This is a genomic window from Tenacibaculum sp. SZ-18, from assembly GCF_002813915.1.
In the GTDB taxonomy this organism is placed as follows: domain Bacteria; phylum Bacteroidota; class Bacteroidia; order Flavobacteriales; family Flavobacteriaceae; genus Polaribacter.
This window is the reverse complement of the sequence record NZ_CP019335.1, coordinates 1,054,083-1,075,481: the sequence shown is the minus strand read 5'-3', so window position 1 is coordinate 1,075,481 and position 21,399 is coordinate 1,054,083. Positions and strand designations below refer to the sequence as shown.

Sequence of the window (21,399 nt, the reverse complement as noted above, 5' to 3'; positions counted from 1 at the left end):
TTGTTACTCCTATTCTATTATAAAATATATGATCTAAGCTTTCTCTGAGGTTTTCCTAAACATTAACCATACTCCGATTAAAATTAAAGGAATACTTAACCATTGTCCAGTGTTTAAAGCCCATTGGCTTCTTTCTTCCACTTGTGGCTGTTTGATAAACTCAATTACAAATCGTAACGACCATAAAGCAATCATAAATACTCCGAATAAATATCCTTCTTTTTTCTTTTTATCTGTTTTCCAATACAGTCGCCAAAGAATAAAAAATAAGATTAAGTAACTAAATGCTTCATATATTTGAGTAGGATGACAAGGTAACTTCTCTCCTGCTCTTTTAAAAATCACACCAAAACTAGAACCTGTTTGTTTTCCGTAAATTTCAGAATTAAAAAAATTTCCCATTCTGATAAAAAAACCAGCTAAGGCAACCATAATTCCCATTCTATCTAAAATGAATAACCATGATTTTTGTAAATGCTTTTTTGCGTAAAAATATAATGCAATCGGAATAGCAATTGCAGCTCCATGACTTGCAAATCCAGAGATACCAGTAAACTTATAACCCTTAATCAAACCAAATAACATCTCAGCTCCTTCTTGTCTTTTAAAAGGTAAAATTATTTGTAATAGGTTATCCTGATAATCAGCCCAACTGTAAAAGAAAACTTCTCCTAAACGCATTCCTATTAGCATAGAAATGAATGTATACATGAATAATGGATCCATTTTTTCGTGAGAAATGTTATCCTCAGTGAAAATTTTCTTCATTAATTGTAATCCAAGTACAAAAGCAATGATAAACATTAAACTATACCAGCGAACACTAAAACCGCCGATATTAAATATTTCAGGATCCCAATCCCATGTAATTGCTAAGTAATTCATGTAATATATTTATTTAGTTTTTTGTTTTTTTTCTGGAACCGGATCATATCCACTTCCTCCCCAGGGATGACAACTAAAAATTCTTTTAATTGCTAGTTTACCTCCATAAAATAATCCATGCTTCTTCAAGGCTTCCAGTGAATAAGCCGAACATGTTGGACTATATCTACAAGTTGCAGGTGTAAAAGGAGAAATAGCCGTTTGATAAAAACGAATCAATAGAACAAACGGAAAAATTAAAATCTTTTTTATCATTTTAATTTATCGAAAAAGTTGTTCCTTCCCTGCCATCTTTTAATTGTATTCCTAGAGCTTCAAGCTCGTCACGAATCTGATCTGATAGTGCCCAATCTTTATTATCTCTAGCTTCTTTTCTTAATTTAATCAATAAGGAAACAACACCTCCCAATTTATCAGAACTTTGTTCTTTTTTATCCTCTAACAATCCTAAAACATCAAAAACAAAAGCGTTTAATGTTTCTGTAATCAATTCTAAATCTTCTTTAGTTACTGTAGCTTTATCATCTTTAACCTGATTGATAAACTTTACTACATCAAAAATAGTTGCAATTAAAATTGGACTATTGAAATCATCATTCATTGCGTCATAACATTTTTGCTTCCATGTTAAAACATCAAAATCGGATTTTTCTCCTACAGTAATTTTATCTAACAGATTAATCGCTTCCATTAATTTATTGTATCCTTTCTCACTAGCCAATAATCCTGCATCTGTTAAATCTAAAACACTTCTGTAGGAAGATTGTGCCATAAAGAAACGAACAACACTCGGAGAATACGCTTTAGTCATTTTATCATTATCTCCAGATAATAATTCATTTGGATTAATAATATTACCTGTAGATTTAGCCATTCGTTGACCATTCATTTCTAACATGTTAGTATGTATCCAGTAATTTACAGGAGCAACACCTCTAGCCGCCACATTTTGTGCAATTTCACTTTCATGGTGAGGAAATTTCAAATCAATTCCTCCTCCGTGAATATCAAACTTTTCTCCTAAGTATTTTGTACTCATTGCTGTACATTCTATATGCCAGCCAGGAAATCCTTCACTCCAAGGAGATGGCCATTTCATAATGTGTCTTTCATCAGCCTTTTTCCACAAGGCAAAATCCTGAGGATTTTTCTTATCACCCTGCCCTTGCAATTCTCTTGTATTATTTATTAATTCCTCTAACTTTCTTTTACTTAAAATACCATATTCATGGTTTTCATTGTACTTATGAACATCAAAATATACAGAACCGTTTACTTCATATGCAAAACCATTTTTTATAATCATTTTTATGATTTCTATTTGTTCTATTAAATGACCTGTAGCGGTTGGTTCTATGCTTGGAGGTAAAAAATTTAATCTATTTAAAACATTATGAAAATCTACTGTATAACGCTGCACAACTTCCATCGGTTCTAACTGTTCTAATCGCGCTTTTTTCGTAATTTTATCCTCTCCTTCGTCGGCATCATTCTCTAAATGTCCTGCATCTGTTATATTTCGTACGTAGCGAACTTTATAACCTAAATGTAATAGATAACGATACATCATGTCAAAAGACATGAATGTTCTTAAATTCCCTAGATGCACGTTACTGTAAACGGTAGGACCACAAACATACATACCCACTCTTCCTTCTGTTATTGGAGTAAAAACTTCTTTCGACTTAGATAATGAATTGTATATTTTTAGTTGGTTCTTTTTGTATAATTCCATTCTGAAAATTTTACATTATGAAAAAGGTAAAGGTAACAAGTTTAAACAAAAAAAAACCATCCAAATTGGTGGTTTTTTGTATTAATTAACTTTTGTCTTGTTACTTTGAAAAACTCAATGCTCCGTATTTCACATCTATATTGAACTTCGCATTTTTCGGAGCTTTGATTGTAATGACTCTTTTTACCTTTAATTTGCTTCGTTTTTTAAGTAAGTCCTGAATTTCTTTTCTTTCCTGAACGTACTTTTTCATTTTTTCTTTGTACTCTTCTTTGTGTTTTTTATAAAATACTTTTTGATTCTTTTTTAATTTTTCTCTTGCCTCTTTATAAGCTTTTCTAGCTTTCTCTCTTTCCTTTCCATAAAGTTTTTTTGCCTTTTCTATCTCTTTATGATACTTCTCTTTTTCTTTTAACATAGTAATATCTGTATCATCACTTTTTATAGAAATTGAACTATTTCCTACTGAAACTTCGGCACTCTTACCAATTGTTTCTTTATTTTCCTCTTTCCATTTTTTCAAATAAGATTTATCCTTTTTATACTTTTCAAAATCAAACTCACTAGGTAAAGGAGGTAACGGTGGTAAAGGTGGCATTGGTGGCATTTGAAATTCAACATCCGGAATCATTATTACTTCATCAGGAGTAATAAAATCTATTGAATCTAAAATATCTAAACTCCCTAGTGAGAAATCTTCTAAATCCCCGATATAAAACTCATAATTAGGTGAATCAAAATTAAAAGTATTCACATCTATAAATGAGTTTGTTCTTGATTTAACTTTCACTTTAGAACTATTTCCAACTGCGTTAAAATCCCATTTCTTATAAAAATTATCACGCATTTGTTCCGTAACCTCTTCTCCATCAACTATCATGTGGGCTTCTACAACAACTTTATCTCTATTCCATGTTTCAATTTCAATATCTGCATGTCGTGTGTTTATATCGATAACAACATCAGAATTTACTTTAAACTCCTCTTTAAAATCTTTCTTTTGAGCGCTCACTTGAACCACTAAAAGAATCAACACTAACAATAATTTATGCGCTAAAATTCTCATTTTTACTCTTTTTTGATTGTAGATCATTTAACTGATCTTTTAATTGGATTAATAATTGTAGTCGTAACTGAAGATTTGTAATTAAAGCGTTAATTGTTTCATTGTTTACACCATCCGTTTTAAGTTTTTGGTTTAAACGTTTATAATCAACATCTAGCTTGCTAATCTCCTCAAAATACTCATCCAATAAGGCCTTATTTTCTGTAGTAACTTCTAAACTCGCTATCTCGTAATTGATAGCTGTTAAATAATAATTTTCAATTTTTTGCATTTCTGGAGAAATATCTCCAAGGTTTACCTCACTCTGAACATTGTTCTCTTTATCTATTGTTGGTTCTACTGCATTAGTTGGATAAAACTTCACTCCTAAACCAATCATTAATAAAATTGACGCTGCGGCATATATCCACGTAAATGATTTTTTACGTTTTGGTAATTCTTCTTGAAGTTTTTTCAAGAATTTTTCTTCATGATTTTCAGATAAACCAACAGATTTGTGTCGGAAATCTTTCGCTAAATTTCTAATATCCTCCGGCATGACTTTTTATTTTTAAATGTTCTTTTACTAATTTCTTTCCTCTCATTAAATGTGTTCTTGAGGTTACCTCAGTAATTCCCAATATTTGAGATATTTCATTATGATCGTAACCTTCAATTAAATATAAGGTCAATACAAGTCGATACTTTTCTTTTTGTTTTCCAATAGCTTCTATTACCATTTCTGATGTAACTTCTTCATGAACTTCCCAACCGTCATCTTCCGTAAAATTCATTACTTCTTCATTTATAGAAACCATTGATAATTTATTCTTCTTTAATTGATCGATGCATTGGTTTATAACAATTCTTTTTAACCAAGCTCCAAATGATACTTCTTCCTTGTAGCTTTCAATCTTTTTAAAAGCCTTAATAAAAGCATCTTGCATAACATCTTCAGCTAGTTGGATATCTTTCATATATCTGATTGCCACTAAAAGCATTCCTTGAGCATAATTTTTATACAGCTGGAACTGTGCCTTTTGATTATTTCTTTTACATTCTCTAATGAGCTTGTGATGTAATTGCCTAGTTGATCTCATTTATTGATTTCTTGTATTAAAGACGATAGTTTTTTCTGGGTGTTGCATTTTTTTAAACTTTTTTCTTTTTAAATTTACAAGAGCATTTTTACTATCGCAATTAATGACAAAAGACTTAAAATCAAATCTTTCAGAAAAAGAAGGAGTTTCGCAACCTGAAACTACTAGCAAATCCTCGGCTCATAAAATTAAATTGAGTAGAAGAAAACAAGCTTCTCCTGATACTTTCATTCAAAAAATTTTAAAAGGTGATATTACTTTTTTAAGTAGAGCGATTACATTAATAGAAAGTACCAATGCTAAACATCAGGAAAAAGCAAATACCATTTTAAACGCTTGCATTCCCTATGCAAATAAATCAATACGAATTGGAATAACTGGCGTACCTGGGGTGGGGAAAAGCACATTCATTGAAGCTTTCGGTAAATATCTTACAGGATTAGGAAAGAAAGTTGCAGTATTAGCAGTTGATCCTAGTAGTTCGGTTAATAAAGGAAGTATTTTAGGTGACAAAACTCGTATGGAAGAGCTTGTTACTGATAAAAATGCGTTTATTCGACCTTCACCATCTGGAACCTCATTAGGAGGCGTAGCTCAAAAAACAAAGGAAAGTATATTGCTATGTGAAGCGGCTGGTTTTGACACAATAATTGTTGAAACTGTCGGAGTAGGACAAAGTGAAACAGCAGTGCATGCAATGGTTGATTTCTTTCTATTATTGAAACTCTCGGGAGCTGGAGATGAACTTCAAGGAATTAAAAGAGGAATAATTGAAATGGCAGATGCCATCGTGATTAATAAAGCCGATGGCGATAATATTAAGAATGCCAAAATAGCAAAAGGAGAATTTAATAGAGCTTTGCATTTATACCCTCCGAAGGAAAACGGATGGCAGCCTAAAGTAATGATATCAAGCGCCTTAAATAACACTGGAATTGAGAATATTTACGCTATGATTAATGATTATATTAAAATCACAAAAGAATCTGGTAACTTTGCTAAAAGACGAGATAATCAAAATAAACATTGGTTATTTACAACCATAAATAATCAGTTGAAAAAAAGATTTTATGATAATCCTAAAATACAAGAGTTATTAAAGTTAGAGCTGGAAAAAATTGCGAATGGTAAAACTACACCATTTTATGCCGCGAATAACCTCTTAAACATCACCAATTAATGTTAAAAAATTACCAATATTCGATTTTCTAGAAAACTCTCAGAAAATTATTGTTTTTTTGTGAATAATTCTTTTTTGAAGGTTTAAATTATTGTCTTCATAAAAAGAGTTCAAGTAACAATTTAGATGTAAACAAAAAGACCCATGAAAAAACTACTATACATTCTTGCTATAGCTTTTACGACTATTTCTTTTGCGCAAAAAGAAACTTGTGAAACTGATAGTGATGTTGTTGAAGATTTAAATAGTATAACTAAGTGCACTATTAAAGAAGTTGATAGTAAAAGAGATAAAAAAAAGTCAAGACAGATTGCAGTAAGAATATCAGCTTCGAATAAAAGATTCTTGAAAAGAAGAAATAAAAAAGTTGTTTCAAACGTGAACAATTTAAGTGGAACTGGTATTTCAAATGTTACTAAAGCATCAAAATTTAAAACTAATTTAACTGCATTAACAAACCGACTTTCTAAAGAGGAAGTAAGAAGCGCTCAAAAATTTAACACAGTAGATAAAATTCCTGCATTTCCGGAATGCGATAACTCTAAAGATCAATTCAATTGTTTCAATACTGAAATGATGAAGCATATTCAAGAATATTTTCAATACCCAGATGAAGCTTTAGTTAATAAAATTCAAGGTGAGGTTTGGATTCGTTTTATAATTGATAAAGCCGGAAACGTAACTAATATCAAGGCGTTAGGACCAAAAGGAGGAAAATTATTAAAAGATGAAGCGATTCGAGTGGTTTCAAACTTACCTAAATTTAAACCTGCAACTGAAAACGGAGAAACGGTATCAGTAAAATATGGTTTCCCTATTAACTTCGCTTTAGAAGATAACTAATGGGATAACAAATAGAGATTTGCATGTGCCGCCAGTTGACTGGTGGCTTTTTTTATTCTGATTTACAGGTATATTAATTTTACGACTCTGTGTAAGAAATAACTATTAGAACCAGAATAATCAATTTAATCGTTGATTAATTGTTTGTTAAAATTTTATGCTTTACTATCTAATAAATATTTCATTACCAGCAATTTACCCTATCTTCTGTTCCGATTTTTACATGATGAATCATTTTATTTTCAATGACGTGCAAACTGTTGGAAAACTAATTATACACAAAAAAATATTATCAATTCTGAAAATATAATACCGTCAGCAATTAGTAGAAGTTGGAAAACAACACATAAATAAAATCCTATAAATGTTGCGTTACTTTTTATTAAATCGAGAAGTTAAAGATTCAATATCTATAACAAATTTATTTAGTAATAAACAACTTCACTATTTTTCCTCGCTGTAAATTTCTAATTCATCATAAGCCAAAAATACATCCTCCGGTAGGTCTTTTTCAATATCTGCATGAAAACCTAATAATTCACTGATATGCGTAAAATAAGCTCTCTTTGGCTTTAACTCTGAAACTAACTCTAAAGCTTCTTCAAGGTTAGCGTGGGTTTTATGAGACTCTTTTCGAAGTGCGGTAGTAATTAGAATATCTAATCCTTTTAACTTTTCTTTCTCCTCTTCCGGAATAAATTTCACATCCGTCAAATATGCTACATCCCCAAATCGATAACCTAGTATTGGTAAATTACCATGCATAACTTTAATTGGAACCACTTCAACTCCTTCAAAAGTTAATCTGCTATTTTCTGAAATAATAGTTGAGTTCACCGCAGGAGCAGATGGATATCTATTCTCTTTTGTAAAGATATATTCATACCTTCTCTCTAAAGCTTTTAACACACGTTCATCGGCATAAATTGGAACGGGTCCCATCTGATAATAATAAGGTCGAATTTCATCAAAACCAGCAATATGGTCAGCATGTTCATGAGTAAATAGAATCCCATTAATAGACTCTATTTCGGCGCGTAACATTTGTTGTCTAAAATCGGGGCCACAGTCGATAACATAGTTATTATCATCCCATGAAAATACCACAGATGCACGTAAACGCTTATCTCTGCTATCTTCGGAGTAACGTATCGGGTTCTTACTTGATATCATTGGTACACCTGTTGAAGTTGCTGTACCTAAAAAGGTTATTTTTAACTGTTTTTTTTGACTCATCCTTTGCACAAATGTAAGATAAATATTGACTACTACTTGCTATTTTCTGTACATTTGTTTTACGTAAACAAAAACAACTAGAATGGCAATTACCTTAAAGGGAGATCAAAAAATTAGTAGTGTGCCTACTACAAAAAGTAAAGCGCTAAGAATTAACCTTAATGCTAATATTTACGGAACATTTGCTGAGATTGGAGCAGGACAAGAAACTGTTCGTAATTTCTTTAGAGCTGGTGGTGCTTCTGGAACTATTGCAAAAGCAATGAGTGCTTATGATAAAGATTTCTCTGATGCTATTTATGGTATTGAAACGGATAGACGATATGTTACGGAAAAACGTCTAAAAAAGATGTTGAAACATGAAATGCATTTAATTGAAGATCGATTAGATCGTCAGAAACATCCAGAAAAATTGTTTTTCAGTTATGCGAATACTGTAGCTACTATTAACTTTACAAAAAAGTTTAAAGGTCATGGTTGGGTTGGAATTCGTTTTCAATTAGACCCTTTAGAAGATTACAATGAAATTATTTTACATCTTCGTTTTAAAGAAACCGAAGCTCGCTTACAACAAGAAACGTTAGGTGTTTTAGGTGTAAATTTGATTTATGGCGCATTTTATTTAAATGATAATCCAAAAGAATTATTAAAGTCATTCTATGACAATATTGATAAGGATAAGCTAGAAATCGATATGATTAATTTTTCTGGTCCAAGATTTACTTATGTTGATAACCGTTTAATGAGTTTGCAACTAGTAAAAAATGGAATGACCAATGCGGTAATGTTTGGGCCTGATGGTAACAATTTATTACCCGCACAAGTACTTTATAAAAAGAATATTCTAGCTTTACGTGGAAGTTTCAGACCTGTAACAAAGGTTAATATGGACATGTATGAGCAATCGAAAAAAATGTTCTTTAAAGAGAAAAAAGTCGATCCAGATAAAACTCAAATTATATTCGAAATTACACTAAGTAATTTAAGAGCAGAAGGTGAAATTAATGAACGAGACTTTTTAGATAGAGCTGAACTACTCTGTTCTTTAGGACAAAATGTAATGATTACCAACTATCAGGAGTATTATAGACTTGTTGAGTACTTCAGTGAGTTTACTAAGGAAAGAATGGCTCTTGCAATGGGTGTCTATAATCTTATCCAAATTTTCGACGAAAAATACTATCGCCATATTAGTGGTGGTATTTTAGAAGCATTTGGTAAATTGTTCTATAAAGATTTAAAAATTTACTTGTATCCGTACAAAGAAGAGGAATCAAATCAGTTTATTAATTCTGAAAATTTGAAGGTACACCCAAGAATGAAAGAACTATATAAGTTCTTCAAAAACAACGGAAGAGTAGTTGATATTCAAGATTTTGATCAGGATATTCTTCACATTTTCTCAAGAACAGTATTGAAAATGATTAAAGATAATGAAGAAGGATGGGAAAAGATGTTACCAGAAGGGATTCCAGAAGTTATTAAGGAAAAAAGACTCTTTGGTTGTAGTAGAAGAAAATAATTTTATTAAATATTAAACCTTTTCTTAAATTTATAGTCGTAATGAAAAACATTTTCATTTGACTGAAGAAACTACACTTGTTTTACAATTACAAAATGCTGCTACAAAAGAGGCGGCTTTTCGTACTCTTATTACCCAGTACAAAGAGCGACTATATTGGCACATAAGAAAAATCGTTATTGTACATGACGATGCAGATGATGTTTTACAGAATACCTTTATAAAAATATTTAGGAATATTGACAGTTTTAAAGGAGACAGTAAACTATATTCGTGGATGTATCGAATCGCTACTAATGAATCTATTACCTTTTTAAATAAGAAAGCTAAGCAACAAAATGTTGATATTACCGAGTATCAGCAACAAGCTGTTTCAACTTTAAAAAGTGATGATTGGTTTTCTGGAGACGAAATTAAAATTATTCTTCAAGAAGCGATTGCCACACTTCCTCAGAAACAACGGTTAGTGTTTAATATGAAATATTTTGATGACATGAAATATAATGAAATAGCAGAAGTATTAGAAACCTCGGTGGGAGCTTTAAAAGCATCGTATTTTCATGCAGTAAAAAAAATAGAAACATATATAAAAGCATATAATTAAACCTTTTAAAGGAAAAAGAGTCTTATATAAAGATGGAAAATGAAGTAAAAAATAGTATTCAGTTTTTAAACAAGTATGTTGGTAAAGAACATGGTTTTAGCGTACCTAAAAACTATTTTAATAATGTTGAAACAGATTTAGAAAATAAATTCTTAGAAGAAAGCCTTCCGAATTCGAATGGATTTTCAATTCCTGCAAACTACTTTAATAATTTGGAAACTGAAATCCTTGGCAAAGTCTCTGAGTTAACTATTCCGAAGGAAGAAAAGTTAAATGATATTCCAGATGGTTATTTTGACTCGCTAGAAGATGCTATTTTTGAAAAATTAAAGAAAGCGGAAGAACCTAATAAGGAAGTTAAGGTTATTTCCTTTTATCAAAGAGTTCAAAAAATTATTCCAGTCGCAGCTGCTGCTGTTATAATACTTTTTATTGGAACATACTTTTTTAACGGCACCACTGCTTCTGAAATAGAGTTTGAAGAAACTGATATCGTTTCTTGGTTTGAAAATGGTTACGGTGAAGCTAACTCATATGAATTAGCAATATTGTTTACTCAGGAAGAATTAGAAGAAGAAGAATTCACCGTGAACTTGAGTAATGATAATATAGAAGAATATTTTAATACAATAGATACCTCTAATCTTATTGAATTTGAAGAAGAGGAATAATATAACTATGAGAGCAAAGTATCGTATAATAAAGCAATCGCAGATGAAAAGAATTCAACTTTTAACCACATTATGTTTTTTCGTATTGCAATCATATGCTCAACGTGGCGCAAATTCAGGGAACCCCAAAATAAAAGCCTATAAAATAGCTTTTATTACGGAAAAACTGAACTTAAGTGAAAGTGAAGCAGCTAAGTTTTGGCCAATATACAATCAATATGAGAAAACAAAATTTTCATTACATAAAAGGGAAAAAAAAGAAATTAGAAATAAAGTAAAAGCTGCTGGTGGTATCGATTATATTAGTAAGGATGAAGCACAACGTTTTCTAGTTACTATGCGTGACATTAGAAAAGCTCAATATGATAATAAAACAACTTTTCATAATAACATTGTAGAGATTTTGCCAGCCAAAAAAGTCCTTCTTTTAGAAATCACAGAACATGAGTTTAATAAACGTTTAATGGAAAGATTAAAAAAAAGAAGGAATAATCGAATTAAGAATGGAAGAAGATAATTGTATAAAAAATTAAAAATAAAAAGGAGCATTTTATAGATGCTCCTTTTTATTTAAAGTTTTTTATTTTTAGATTTCACAATAGTTTCTTGATACTATTTTTTCACAACAGCCATACACATATGAAGTTCTGGCTTATTAGCTGTATATTGTCTCAACCAAATTACAAGTTCTTCAACCTCGTATGGTAATAATCTATCTACAGCCTTTTCTAATTCTTTACAAAATAATTCTGCATTAAAGCTAACTTTTTTAAGTATAGTTTTAGTATACTCGAACATTGCTCTTGGCATAATAGGGTATTAAAGTTATGTTTTAAATATACGAAAATGTTTAATACGATTTGTTAAAATTCTATCAAAAAAAAAGTCGATTTCCAAAAGAAACCGACTTAATGTGCGATAATTATTACTTTTTATAAAGCATTCACCTTATCAACTAAAGCATTAGCTCTTGTCTCTAATTCTGCATTAATTGATTTAAAATGCACTCTTTTATTCTCTACATCTTTAGCATGTACCTTAGCAATTAACTCATCAAAAGTTGAAATTGCTTCATCAACAATCGCCTGAGATTTTGAAGTATCTGCAGTAGGATTATCTAATTCCCAAACATTACATTCTCCGATAATATCTCCTAAAGTATAGTTGATGTCTTTTTTTAAATTTTTAACACTTGCCATAATTATATTTTTCGACAAAATTAATCCATTTTATCTAATTCATTCTGAAAATTTTCAAAAAACTGACCAACATGATACCCATCTACCAAAGCATGATTGACATTTACAGAAACTGGCATTAAAATTTCTTCACTTTCCTTCTTTATTTTACCAAAAGCCAATTGAGGAACACTATCATCTTTATTTCCTGAAACCGGTTCTTTATGTCCTGTAAAATGAACCCAAGGTAACGCTGAACAATGAATACAACCTAATGAATACTTAGGAGGGAATAAATTTGTGGAGTTTAAAATTCTATCTTTCTCTAAAAGAAAGTTTTCCTTGAAAACCTCAAAATCTTCATCAAAATCAATAAATGAAAATCCGAAAGTCTTATCTTCTCTCAAAATGGTTGCAGAAGCATGAATAGAATCATAAATAGCAACTCTACTATTCTCGATTCTATATTTAAAATTTTCAATTGCATTTAAAGCTTTTAAACATGCATGTAAATAAATTGAAAAGAAAGATTCATTTCTTCGTTTAGCCGATTCATAAGCCTTTGTTACATCAACATTGGCTGTAATGGCAAAACTTGGGTTTTCCAAAGATCGAAAATGCTGAAATATTTCTTTTCTACTCCAATTCTCAATATCTAAATACTTCTTCATGATAATACTTCTAAAACTTCCCTAATATTTGATAATGTTTTAAATTCCTTATTTTTAGATTGTTGCTCATTTACTTCTTCATGAGCCCAAGTTGTATGGAAAGGAATATGAATTGCTGTAGCTCCGATTTCTAAAAGAGGTAATACATCCGATTTTAATGAATTCCCGATCATTAATAATTCTGAAGGATTAATATCTAAATGTCCTATCAACTTTTTATAATCTGAAACTTTTTTCTCACTCATTACCTCCACATGATGAAAATATTTGAGTATACCAGATTTTTCTAATTTTCGTTCTTGATCTAATAAATCTCCTTTAGTTGCAACAATTAATTTATACTTACCATGTAAAGATTTTAAAACCTCTTCAACTCCTTCTAATAACTCAATTGGTTTCTTCAGCATTTCTTTGCCTATTTCTAAAATCTTATTAATAGTATTTGGATCTATTTGATTATTTGATAATTCTAGAGCACACTCAATCATGGATAGCATAAAGCCCTTTACTCCATAACCATAGTGTTTTAAATTTTCAATTTCTTTTTTAAATAACTCTTGATGAATCTTATTTTCAGTTTCATAATCATTCAAGAGTTGAGCAAAATCATTTTCCGCCTCCCGAAAATACGTTTCATTTACCCATAAAGTATCATCTGCATCAAAAGCAATTACTTTAATATTATTAATCATTTTCCTTCAATATTTTAATGGCTTTCTCTAGATCTTCTGGAGTATCAATACCAATAGATTCTACCGCTGTTTCAATCATTTTTATTTTCTTTCCAACCTCCAAATAACGAATTGCCTCAATTTTTTCAGTAGCTTCTAAAGGAGTCATAGGTGTTGTATAAAAATCCATTAATGCATTTTTCCTAAATGCATAAACTCCTTTATGTTTAAAATAAATAGCTTCAAAATCTTGATCTCTGTGATAAGGAATTACAGATCGAGAAAAGTAAATAGCGAAATTATTCACATCTGTTATTACTTTAACGTTATTGGGATTTTGGATATCTGCTTTGTCTAACATTCTTACTTTTAAAGAAGCTAAATCAATTTGTTGATTTGTATCTTCATGAAAAACCTTAATTAACTTTTCTAAAGAAACTTTATCTATAAAAGGTTCATCTCCTTGAACATTCACAACTACATCAACATCCATATTTTCAACTGCTTCAGCAATTCTGTCAGAACCACAGTCATGTTCTTTTTGACTCATAATTACTTTCCCTCTTACACTTTCTATTTCCTTAAAAATCAATTCAGAATCAGTAACAACATATACTTCGTCGAAAAGATTTGTTTGAACTGCACTCTCATAAGTTCTAACAATAACAGATTTCCCTCCTAAATTTTTCAATAATTTCCCTGGAAAACGACTCGCATTATATCGAGCTGGAATCATCGCAATGATTTTCATAAAATGTGAATTAGAATAGGTCAAAGATACATATTTCCATATTCTGAAAATAGGATTGAATAAATGTTAAAAAGGTAAAACTTTAACATTTAAACTATGGACTTGGTTTTGCTACTGATTATAAACCCGTTAAGTTTGAATATAATCTTTTGTAAGTTAATTTGGTTTGTTTGTTAAAAAGCTCGGGACATTTAAAATGTTCGAGCTTTTTACTTTATATATACTTCTAAAAGCTCTGACTTTATATGAGAAGTGATCGTAAAATCTTTAATTTTTGCTGGAATTAAAATCGTCTCTCCCATTTTAATCGTTTCGGTATTCAAATCATTACTGAATGCAACTTCACCCTTGACACACAAGTAAATTACGAAACTATCCTTATCATGATGATTAACTTGAACACTGACACTGCCATCCAAAGGTAAAATATTGGTAGTAAAATAAGGGCATGAAACTATTTCTGAAACAGAATTTTCTTCCTTATTATATGATTTCAAATATTTTTTTTGTGACTTGTAATCAATTGCGTCAAGGGCTAATTCAGTATGAAGTTCTCTATAATTCCCTTGATTATCCTGTCGATCCCAATCATAGATTCGATAAGTAATATCTGAAGTTTGTTGAATTTCTGCTAGTAAGACTCCTGCACCAATCGCATGAATTCTTCCAGTTGGAATAAAATATACATCACCACTACTAACCTCATCAACATTTAGAATATCTAATAACTTTTTATTCTCTAAATGATATACATACTCCTCCTTATCGCTGTCCTTTTGAAATCCTACAATCAAATTTGCTTTTTCATCAGCCTGCATTACATACCACATTTCAGTTTTACCAAAGGAATTATGTCTTTCTTTAGCTAAAGTATCATTTGGGTGCAATTGTATACTCAATGCTTCTTTGGCATCAATATATTTTACAAGTAAAGGAAACTTATTTCCGAAGTTTTTAAAAATCTGGTCACCAACTAAATCTGATTTATAAAGTTCGATGAGTTCTTTTAAATTTTTTCCTTTTAATTCCCCATTAGAAACAATTGAAGTATCTCCTTCTACATCAGATACTTCCCAGCTTTCTCCAATATTTGGTTTATTAGATTGTTTATTTAAAAGTTTTGCAAGCTTTTCACCTCCCCAAATCTTTTCTTTAAGAATTGGTTCGAACTTAATAAATTGATTTAGTATTGGCATTTAGTTTCCTGAATAGGTTACAAAGTTTCTCGGGGTTTCATAAAGCGTAATCTCCATATCTAAGGTGTCTGGAATAATTTTACGCAACTTTTCATAAATAACAACTGAAATATTTTCAGCAGTAGGGTTCAAATTTTTGAATTCTTCTACTTCTATGTTAAGATTTTTGTGGTCAAAAGGTTCTTCTACTTCCTCATTTATGATTTGCTTTAAATGTCCCAAATCATAAACATAACCCGTATCTGGATTAATCTCTCCCGTTAAAGATACGATTAATTCATAATTATGTCCATGAAAATATTCATTACTACATTTATTAAAAACCTCAAAGTTTTTTTCGTTCGACCAATCTTTTCTGTATAATCGATGTGCCGCATTAAAATGGGCTTTTCTGTGTACCGTTACTCTTGGCATTTTATACTAAAAATTAAAGTTAGCTATTTTATCGTAAGACTTTTCAAAAATAATCTTAAACCAAGCTGTATATTCAAAAGGATTATTTTCAATATCTTTTTTCACAGCTTCCAATTTCATCCACTTATAACCTTCTACTTCATCTGGATTAACCACTGGTTCACTATTATATTTCCCAATCATAACATGATCTAACTCATGTTCTGTTAGTCCATTTTCAAAAGGAGCTTTATAAATAAATGAAAATACTTCTTTCAATTCACAGGTGAAACCCATTTCTTCCTCCAGTCTTCTTTTTCCTGCTGAAATATTTGATTCTCCTTTTCTTTGGTGAGAACAACAAGTATTTGTCCATAGCAAAGGAGAATGGTATTTACTTTTTGCTCTTTGTTGGAGCATTAATTCGTTGTTATCATTAAACACAAAAACTGAGAAAGCTCTATGAAGCAAAGCTTTTTTATGAGCCTCTATTTTCTCCATAAATCCTACCTCATTATCCTGCTCATCGACTAAAATTACATTTTCTACCATATACAGACAAAAGTACTAAAATAGTAACGCTAATAAAAAATTACTGATAAATCATTCTTATAATTACATCAACTATATTTGTAGACCAAATAAATCAAGTCTTTATGAAATTATTCAAAATTATAGTTTTTACATTCTTATTCACAACATTTTATAATTGTAAAAAAGAACCTAAAAAGGAACCAAAAAAAGAAATTAAGAAAACTATACCTGTAAAAAAAGACTCAATTGAAATTAAAAAGATAAAAGAAGCAATCATAGAACAACCTTGGGATAGTTTAAATCATAAAAATGTAAAAGCGTTTTTAACTGAATATGGAAGACAAAACAAGGAAACAATAGTAGTTATTAACACAAAGTTTGGTAAAATAAAGCTGCGATTATTTAAAGAAACTCCTTTACATAGAGCTAGTTTTATATTCTTAAGTAAAATTGGATATTTTGACACTACTGTATTCCATAGAATTGCTGGTGAAATGGCTATTCAAGGAGGAGAATCTGATGGTCAAGAATCTACAGACATTAAAAACAAATATAAAAACTTTAGAATTCCAGCGGAAATATCGAATAAAAGAAAACATGTTTACGGTTCATTAGCCTTAGCAAGACAACTAGATTATAATCCGTACAAAAAATCAAATCCTTTTAATTTTTATATCATAAGTGACAAGAAAGGTGCACCACATTTAGATGGAGAATATACTGTTTTTGGAAGAGTTATTTCTGGTTACTCTACGGTTAGAAAAATTTCAAAAGTTGAAACTGGAAGAAGTGAATGGCCTGTAATTGATATTCCTATGAAAATTGAAATTGTAAAATAATAGTAAAACAACAACGTTCATTATGAAACTTATTACACGCTATGAAAGCATTAATCTTTATTACTTCAGTCTTAATTTTTATAGGCTGTGTTGAAAAACCGAAAAAATCAAACTTAGCAGATATAAACATCATTGTAACTACTAATTTTAAAATTGATAGTTTACGATTTTCAGATATCAGTCAAACAAAATGGTATAATGTAAAATCCAAAGACACTATGAAACTTTATTTGGATAAACCTCTGAATGATCTTTATAACTTTTGGTTTTACACCGAATCGGGTAAAATAAAAAAACAAGTTTGGTTAGATGGGAACAAAGTTATTGTTAAAGGGATTTTAGATAAAACATTTCAAATAGATTCTGTAATAAATTCAAAATTATATTATGAAAGTAAAAATTACGTTCATGAATGTAATGAACTAAGAAAAAGAAAATCTAGTCAAACTATTATTAATAATTTTATGCTAGAAAAGATCAACAAAAACATTCATAACCCCTTTTCTCTTGCTTTGAGTAATAGTTTTTTATATCAAAACGAAAATAATAAAGAGCAAATTTTAGGACTTAAAAATATTCTAGGAAAACATAAAAACTCATTTAAAAATCATTTCTTAAATGTTGATGATAGAATTGAATCTCTTTTAAAAATAAAAAACGTTAATCTTGATCAATATACTTTTTTGAATAGAAATAATGACTCTACTCAAATTAGCTTAAGTAAAAATAAATTTTATCTATTAGATTTTTGGTTTGTAAATTGTCCTCCTTGTGTAAAACAACATATTGAAATAGCTAAAAACTTAAGTTTTCTGAAAGAAAAAAATATTGAAATAATTGGAATTTCAAAAGATGAAAATTACAATGAATGGTCTAGTTATTTATTAGAAAAGAATTATACGTGGAAAAATTATAAAGAATACTCATCTAAGAAAAGGTTAACTAGGGATTTAATTATCGATAGCTATCCAACTTATTATTTAATTAGTACTGAAGGTAAAATTCTTTCCATCTTTAACAGTTTTTCAAGATGTAAAGCATACATAGAAAATAATCCTAAATTAATAAGAAGTAGATAATTCTAGTTATTTCTATAAGTCATCCTTAAAACACTAATCTCTTGGCTCTTTTTCTTTTAAAAACTATCTTTGCACCTTCAAAATTTATAGATGAGTTTTTTAGAAGAAATACAGAAAAGAAGAACATTCGGAATTATATCTCACCCTGATGCGGGTAAAACAACATTAACAGAGAAATTACTTTTATTTGGTGGTGCAATTCAGGAAGCTGGTGCGGTAAAAAGTAATAAGATTAAAAAAGGAGCTACTTCCGATTTTATGGAAATCGAACGTCAACGTGGAATTTCTGTCGCAACTTCTGTATTAGCTTTTAATTACAGAGATAGAAAAATCAATATTCTTGATACTCCTGGTCACAAGGATTTTGCAGAAGATACTTTTAGAACATTAACTGCTGTAGATAGTGTTATTGTTGTTATTGATGTTGCGAAAGGTGTTGAGGAACAAACTGAAAAATTGGTTCAGGTTTGTAGAATGCGTAATATTCCAATGATTGTATTTATTAACAAATTGGATCGTGAAGGAAAAGACGCTTTTGACCTATTGGATGAAGTTGAGCAAAAATTAGGATTACGTGTAACTCCGCTAAGTTTCCCTATCGGAATGGGTTACGATTTCAAAGGAATCTATAATATTTGGGAAAAGAAAATCAATGTTTTCTCTGGAGACAACAAACAAACGATATCTGAAGGTGTAGAATTTGATGATGTAAACAATCCTGAATTAGATAATTTAGTTGGCAAAGATTCTGCTAATACATTAAGAGAAGAATTAGAATTAGTTTACGAAGTTTATCCTAAATTCAATAAAGATGAATATGAAGAAGGACAACTACAGCCTGTATTTTTCGGTTCTGCTTTAAATAATTTTGGAGTAAAAGAATTATTGGATTGCTTCATTGATATTGCTCCGAATCCACAACCAAAAATGTCGGATTCTCGTTTAGTAGATTCGAAAGAAGAAAAACTTACTGGGTTCGTATTTAAAATTCACGCAAATATGGACCCGAAACACAGAGACCGCTTGGCCTTTGTAAAAATCGTTTCTGGAACATTTAAAAGAAATACTCCCTATTTACATGTTCGAAATAATAAAAAAGTAAAATTCTCTAGTCCAAATGCCTTCTTCGCTGAGAAAAAAGAAATTGTTGAAGAATCTTTTGCTGGAGATATTGTTGGTTTACATGATACTGGAAACTTCAAAATTGGAGATACATTAACTGAAGGCGAAAAATTAAACTTCAAAGGAATCCCTAGTTTCTCTCCTGAACATTTCCGTTATGTAAACAATGCTGATCCTTTAAAAGCCAAACAATTATATAAAGGGTTAGACCAATTAATGGATGAAGGTGTTGCGCAGTTATTTACACTTGATATGAATGGTCGAAAAATTATTGGTACGGTAGGAGCATTACAGTATGAGGTAATTCAATATCGTTTAGAACATGAATACGGAGCAAAATGTACGTACGAAAACATTGCTGTTCATAAAGCATGTTGGGTACAGCCTGAAGATGAAAAGAACGAAGAATTCAAAGAATTTAAACGAGTAAAACAACGTTACTTAGCAAAAGATAAACAAGGACAATTGGTGTTTTTAGCAGATTCTCCTTTCACTATCCAAATGACACAAAGTAAATATCCGTCTGTGAAGCTTCATCTTACAAGTGAATTTGAATAAATAATTATGAAAAAACAAACCAAACTAGTTACTATACTATTTTCTTTAAGTGTTATTTTCTCGTTTTCTCAAGAAGACATTTCAACCCTTCAAGGAAAAGAATTAACAAATAGAATTAGATTAAATTTTATTCCGGTTTCAATGCCTACGAATGACTTTCCTAATTTAGATGCTACTATGGGATTAGTTGGCTTACATTATCAAATTCCGTTTAACGATTGGTTATACGGAGGAGCCGGATTTCATTATGCCGTAACTGGTGATCAAGGAGGTTTGTTTACACTTGGTGCTGAATTAGGTGTTAATAAGAAAATTTACAAGAATCTTTATTTTGATGGAAACCTACATTTCGGTGGCGGTGGTGGTTATCGTGTTTTGATTAATGACGGAGCTTTTATCAACTCTAATATCGGACTACAATACAAAAAGAACAATTATTCATTTGGTGTACAATACAGTTATATTGATTTTTACACGGGAGCAATTAAAGATAACAGCGTTTCCTTTTTCTTTGAAATCCCTAGTGTTTTCCGATTTGCAAAATATGAAGATGCAAAAAAGGAGTTCAAACTTGGTGAAGAAACAGAATTCTTCTGGAAGAAGCCTACCATTAAAAATACGCAACAAGTTCGTTTTGATTTCTTCTTTCCTACTGGTGAATCAAAAAGAGATAATGGAACTGATTTAGATACAACTTTATATGTATTAGGGTTCGAGTATCAAAAGTATGTAAACGATAAAATCTTCTTATTTGCTCATACTGATGCCATTTATAAAGGATTGAGAGCTGGATTTATGGATTTATTCTTTGGTGCTGGTTATCATCCGTATCAATCGAAATATGTAAACTTTTTCGGTAAATTAGGAATTGGTGCTGCTGGTGGTAGAATCGCTCCTGAAGGTGGTTTAACAATTTATCCTTCTGCAGGATTGGATTTAAAACTTTCAGACAATCTAGCTTTAAGTGGACATGGAGGATATTACAGAGCTTTAGATGGGGACTTTGAGGCCTATACTCTAGGTTTTGGAATTAAATACATGAATTTGTCTGGTGGAACAAAAACACAAAATACAGATAACAATTACACCTATAAAACACAAGGAATATCAATAGCACTTCAAAATCAAACTTATTTTGATGTAAACAAAACAGATGATCCTAATAACGTTCTCTCAACTGACTTACAATTAATTGGATTACAATTTAATTACGACATATTTAAAAACATATACATTATTGGTGAAGCTGGTTTTGCTTATGGCGGAAGATCTGGAGGTTATGCTCACGGTTTAATTGGATTAGGTTTTAAAACAAATAGATTCATCAACAATAAAGTTGATGCCTTTATAAATTTAGCAGGTGGTGCTGCTGGTGGTGCTGGTGTTGATACAGATGAAGGAATTGTAATAAGACCAACACTTGGTTTCAATTACCATATTAAAGACAATTTAGCATTAAAGCTTTCTGGAGGAAAACTATATGCTCCATTTGGAAATGTAAATTCAAACAACATTAATATTGGTGTAAGTTTTAACTTTGCATCATTATTTGTAAACAAACAATAATTTTAGATAAATAATACATA

The 21,399-nt window shown here is 30.3% G+C and carries 25 protein-coding genes; 10 read left to right on the top strand and 15 right to left on the bottom strand.

Translation table 11 applies throughout. The features are described 5' to 3' along the window. Window positions 1-33: 33 nt before the first annotated feature. The 6 genes from lgt to BTO06_RS04925 all read right to left on the bottom strand — a co-directional run bounded on the left by lgt (window position 34) and on the right by BTO06_RS04925 (window position 4,765). Window positions 34-885, bottom strand: coding sequence for a prolipoprotein diacylglyceryl transferase (lgt, locus tag BTO06_RS04950; protein WP_100924245.1), 852 nt, complete (start codon window positions 883-885; stop codon window positions 34-36). Window positions 886-894: 9 nt separating this feature from the next. Beyond that, window positions 895-1,140, bottom strand: a complete 246-nt coding sequence (gene yidD, locus BTO06_RS04945; RefSeq protein WP_100924244.1) for a membrane protein insertion efficiency factor YidD — start codon at window positions 1,138-1,140, stop codon at window positions 895-897. Window position 1,141: 1 nt separating this feature from the next. Beyond that, complete coding sequence (cysS, locus tag BTO06_RS04940) at window positions 1,142-2,620, bottom strand: cysteine--tRNA ligase (RefSeq protein ID WP_100924243.1); 1,479 nt, start codon at window positions 2,618-2,620, stop codon at window positions 1,142-1,144. Window positions 2,621-2,720: 100 nt separating this feature from the next. Further along, window positions 2,721-3,686, bottom strand: a complete 966-nt coding sequence (locus BTO06_RS04935; RefSeq protein ID WP_157811741.1) for a hypothetical protein — start codon at window positions 3,684-3,686, stop codon at window positions 2,721-2,723. Then, complete coding sequence (locus BTO06_RS04930) at window positions 3,667-4,224, bottom strand: hypothetical protein (protein ID WP_100924241.1); 558 nt, start codon at window positions 4,222-4,224, stop codon at window positions 3,667-3,669. Before BTO06_RS04930 ends, BTO06_RS04935 begins: the two co-directional genes overlap by 20 nt. Next, complete coding sequence (locus BTO06_RS04925) at window positions 4,208-4,765, bottom strand: RNA polymerase sigma factor (protein ID WP_100924240.1); 558 nt, start codon at window positions 4,763-4,765, stop codon at window positions 4,208-4,210. The genes BTO06_RS04930 and BTO06_RS04925 overlap by 17 nt, the downstream gene beginning before the upstream one ends. 103 nt (window positions 4,766-4,868) lie before the next feature. On the opposite strand from BTO06_RS04925, the gene meaB reads away from it, so the two are divergent. Together meaB and BTO06_RS04915 are read left to right on the top strand one after the other, a co-directional pair. Continuing rightward, the gene (gene meaB / locus BTO06_RS04920) at window positions 4,869-5,945 is read left to right on the top strand and encodes a methylmalonyl Co-A mutase-associated GTPase MeaB (protein ID WP_100924239.1); all 1,077 of its coding nucleotides are present in this window, start codon (window positions 4,869-4,871) and stop codon (window positions 5,943-5,945) included. Between the two features lie 144 nt (window positions 5,946-6,089). After that, window positions 6,090-6,788 carry an energy transducer TonB gene (locus BTO06_RS04915; protein ID WP_100924238.1) on the top strand — a complete coding sequence of 233 codons (699 nt, stop codon included), beginning with the start codon at window positions 6,090-6,092 and terminating at the stop codon, window positions 6,786-6,788. 444 nt (window positions 6,789-7,232) lie between these two features. Here the strand turns inward: BTO06_RS04915 and BTO06_RS04910 are convergent, their stop codons facing one another. Further along, the gene (locus tag BTO06_RS04910) at window positions 7,233-8,024 is read right to left on the bottom strand and encodes an MBL fold metallo-hydrolase (RefSeq protein ID WP_100924237.1); all 792 of its coding nucleotides are present in this window, start codon (window positions 8,022-8,024) and stop codon (window positions 7,233-7,235) included. An 82-nt stretch (window positions 8,025-8,106) separates the two neighbouring features. Here BTO06_RS04910 and BTO06_RS04905 point away from each other — a divergent pair, with 82 nt between their 5' ends. From BTO06_RS04905 to BTO06_RS04890, 4 genes are read left to right on the top strand one after another with little or no spacing between them, the layout of a single operon-like run. After that, a complete protein-coding gene (locus tag BTO06_RS04905) occupies window positions 8,107-9,546 on the top strand; it encodes a nicotinate-nucleotide adenylyltransferase (RefSeq protein ID WP_100924236.1) in 1,440 nt (479 codons plus the stop codon). Window positions 9,547-9,604: 58 nt separating this feature from the next. Beyond that, window positions 9,605-10,150, top strand: a complete 546-nt coding sequence (locus BTO06_RS04900) for an RNA polymerase sigma factor (RefSeq protein WP_100924235.1) — start codon at window positions 9,605-9,607, stop codon at window positions 10,148-10,150. Between the two features lie 32 nt (window positions 10,151-10,182). Further along, a complete protein-coding gene (locus BTO06_RS04895) occupies window positions 10,183-10,821 on the top strand; it encodes a hypothetical protein (protein WP_100924234.1) in 639 nt (212 codons plus the stop codon). Between the two features lie 43 nt (window positions 10,822-10,864). After that, window positions 10,865-11,338: a hypothetical protein gene (locus BTO06_RS04890; protein WP_157811740.1), complete on the top strand. Its 474-nt coding sequence runs from the start codon at window positions 10,865-10,867 to the stop codon at window positions 11,336-11,338. 95 nt (window positions 11,339-11,433) lie between these two features. On the opposite strand, the gene BTO06_RS04885 is transcribed toward BTO06_RS04890, so the two are convergent. The 8 genes from BTO06_RS04885 to idi form a co-directional block, all read right to left on the bottom strand. After that, window positions 11,434-11,631 (bottom strand): hypothetical protein, encoded by a 198-nt coding sequence (locus BTO06_RS04885; protein ID WP_100924232.1) that lies wholly within the window; start codon window positions 11,629-11,631, stop codon window positions 11,434-11,436. Between the two features lie 122 nt (window positions 11,632-11,753). Beyond that, window positions 11,754-12,020, bottom strand: coding sequence for a hypothetical protein (locus BTO06_RS04880; RefSeq protein WP_100924231.1), 267 nt, complete (start codon window positions 12,018-12,020; stop codon window positions 11,754-11,756). A 20-nt stretch (window positions 12,021-12,040) separates the two neighbouring features. Further along, window positions 12,041-12,670 carry a chloramphenicol acetyltransferase gene (locus tag BTO06_RS04875; protein ID WP_100924230.1) on the bottom strand — a complete coding sequence of 210 codons (630 nt, stop codon included), beginning with the start codon at window positions 12,668-12,670 and terminating at the stop codon, window positions 12,041-12,043. Continuing rightward, window positions 12,667-13,362: an HAD family hydrolase gene (locus BTO06_RS04870; RefSeq protein ID WP_100924229.1), complete on the bottom strand. Its 696-nt coding sequence runs from the start codon at window positions 13,360-13,362 to the stop codon at window positions 12,667-12,669. The genes BTO06_RS04875 and BTO06_RS04870 overlap by 4 nt, the downstream gene beginning before the upstream one ends. After that, window positions 13,355-14,092: a 3-deoxy-manno-octulosonate cytidylyltransferase gene (gene kdsB, locus BTO06_RS04865; RefSeq protein WP_100924228.1), complete on the bottom strand. Its 738-nt coding sequence runs from the start codon at window positions 14,090-14,092 to the stop codon at window positions 13,355-13,357. Before kdsB ends, BTO06_RS04870 begins: the two co-directional genes overlap by 8 nt. A 209-nt stretch (window positions 14,093-14,301) precedes the next feature. Continuing rightward, window positions 14,302-15,288, bottom strand: a complete 987-nt coding sequence (locus BTO06_RS04860) for a type I phosphomannose isomerase catalytic subunit (protein ID WP_100924227.1) — start codon at window positions 15,286-15,288, stop codon at window positions 14,302-14,304. Next, window positions 15,289-15,702 carry a 6-pyruvoyl trahydropterin synthase family protein gene (locus BTO06_RS04855; RefSeq protein WP_100924226.1) on the bottom strand — a complete coding sequence of 138 codons (414 nt, stop codon included), beginning with the start codon at window positions 15,700-15,702 and terminating at the stop codon, window positions 15,289-15,291. Window positions 15,703-15,708: 6 nt separating this feature from the next. Continuing rightward, window positions 15,709-16,233 carry an isopentenyl-diphosphate Delta-isomerase gene (idi, locus tag BTO06_RS04850; RefSeq protein WP_100924225.1) on the bottom strand — a complete coding sequence of 175 codons (525 nt, stop codon included), beginning with the start codon at window positions 16,231-16,233 and terminating at the stop codon, window positions 15,709-15,711. A gap of 104 nt (window positions 16,234-16,337) precedes the next feature. Here idi and BTO06_RS04845 point away from each other — a divergent pair, with 104 nt between their 5' ends. The 4 genes from BTO06_RS04845 to BTO06_RS04830 all read left to right on the top strand — a co-directional run bounded on the left by BTO06_RS04845 (window position 16,338) and on the right by BTO06_RS04830 (window position 21,379). Beyond that, window positions 16,338-17,054 (top strand): peptidylprolyl isomerase, encoded by a 717-nt coding sequence (locus BTO06_RS04845; RefSeq protein ID WP_100924224.1) that lies wholly within the window; start codon window positions 16,338-16,340, stop codon window positions 17,052-17,054. A gap of 41 nt (window positions 17,055-17,095) precedes the next feature. Continuing rightward, window positions 17,096-18,133, top strand: a complete 1,038-nt coding sequence (locus tag BTO06_RS04840) for a TlpA family protein disulfide reductase (RefSeq protein WP_100924223.1) — start codon at window positions 17,096-17,098, stop codon at window positions 18,131-18,133. 90 nt (window positions 18,134-18,223) lie between these two features. Continuing rightward, window positions 18,224-19,813 carry a peptide chain release factor 3 gene (locus BTO06_RS04835; protein WP_100924222.1) on the top strand — a complete coding sequence of 530 codons (1,590 nt, stop codon included), beginning with the start codon at window positions 18,224-18,226 and terminating at the stop codon, window positions 19,811-19,813. A 6-nt stretch (window positions 19,814-19,819) separates the two neighbouring features. Continuing rightward, window positions 19,820-21,379: a hypothetical protein gene (locus BTO06_RS04830; protein WP_100924221.1), complete on the top strand. Its 1,560-nt coding sequence runs from the start codon at window positions 19,820-19,822 to the stop codon at window positions 21,377-21,379. Window positions 21,380-21,399: the final 20 nt, after the last annotated feature.